The 1,555-nt window shown below is 64.1% G+C and carries 2 pseudogenes; both read right to left on the reverse strand.

Annotation, left to right across the window (positions count from 1 at the left end):
• Positions 1-1,066 (reverse strand): annotated as a pseudogene (locus FXB41_RS33420) (methyl-accepting chemotaxis protein); the annotation flags it as partial.
• Positions 1,067-1,300: 234 nt separating this feature from the next.
• Positions 1,301-1,555: pseudogene (locus tag FXB41_RS33425) on the reverse strand (methyl-accepting chemotaxis protein); the annotation flags it as partial.

Consider the following 1,555-nt stretch of genomic DNA (forward strand, 5'->3'; position numbering starts at 1 on the left):
GGCCCAGGCCCGGCAGCACGGCATCGAAATTGCCCGAGGCAAGCTCGCGCATCGCCTTGCACATCGCGATCATCGGACGCGAAATGCCGTTGCCGAGCATCAGGGCGAGCGCAGCGCCGACGGCAAGGCCGCCCAGCGCCATCATCAGCATCAGCCGCTCGGTCTCGCCGATGGTGGCATTGGCGTTGACCTCGATGCGCTGCTGATCCGCCGTCAGCTCCGACCGCAGCTCACCCGAGAGCTTGAGAATGGACGCGGCCGTCTTGGTCATGTCGCCGTTCAGCTTGACGATGACCTTCACGTTCTCGGTCAGTTTTGAAAAGGAGGTGCGGTACTGCTTGAGGAGATTGCTGATCTCGGTGACGCGGTCGGTGATCTTCTGGTCGTTGGCATAGATCGAGACCAGCAAGGTCTCCAGGAATTTGATACGGGCGATCACGCCGTCGGCGGTCTTCGGCTCCGGCTTGGCGACGAAGGCGCTGACCGAGGTGGAGACCGCAAGGTATTGCGATGTGATGTCCTTGGCCGTGCTCTGAACCGAGTTCAGGCCCGCCAATGCCGCGGTATCGGCAAGATCGTCGAACTTGAAGCGGATCTTGTTGCCGACGCTGTTGAGCTCATCCGTCGCGATCTTGCCGTTCTCGCGCGTCAACGTGATGATCTCGCCGAACACCTTGGTAAAGCTCTTGAAGTCGGCCTCGAGCTTGCCGACCTGCTCGCGGCGCGCCGCGCCCGTGGTGGCCGCCGCCGACTTGGCGATCGCGGCCCTCAGATTCTCTTCGGCTGCTTTGGCCGCGGTCTCATCATCCGCCGCGCCGGTCAGCGTGTAGGCCCGCGCCAGCCCCTGGTAAGCGATCAGCTCGCGATCGACCGTCCGCGCAAGGTCCGCTTCGGCGACGCTGGAGCGGTAGGAGGCCACGGCGGCCTGGATCCGCTCGAAGCCGAAATACGCGAAAGCCATGCTGACGGCGAGGATGGCGAGCACCGCCACGAAGCCGAGGATGATTTTTGCGCGAAAACGCAAGGTGAGCAGCTTCGATGTGGTCGGCTTCGACTTGACGGGCATTCCCCACCCCATTCCATTCGCGGAAAAACAGGCGCAGCCCGGAAGCAGCCCGCTTCCTGACGCGTGAGCACGGTAAATGGCAAAGGATAAGCGGCGGTAAACTTGTGGCGCCGCAACTGGCGGTTAGGTGACGCAGGGTCTCGTCGTCCTGGACAAGCGAAGCGGAGCGCCGATCCAAGACCTATTACCTGGCTTTCGCCGGGACGACGGCGGAGTGCGTGTCCCCCTTCGAGCTTACGCTGCCCGGATATTGCCCATGAAGCGGTCGAGCTCGGCGCGCAGGCGGGTGCTTTCGGACGACAGCGTCTTGGCCGAGTGCAGCACCTCTTCCGAAGCCGAGCCGGTTTCGGCGGCACCGCGGTTGACCTGGCCGATGTCGGTGGCGGCGGTCTGAGTGCCCTGCGCGACGGTCTGGACGCTGCGCGCGATTTCCTGCGTCGCCGCGCCCTGCTGCTCCACTGCGCTCGCGATCGACGTCGAGATCGACGA

It is taken from the genome of Bradyrhizobium canariense, assembly GCF_019402665.1.
Classification (GTDB): Bacteria; Pseudomonadota; Alphaproteobacteria; order Rhizobiales; family Xanthobacteraceae; genus Bradyrhizobium; species Bradyrhizobium canariense.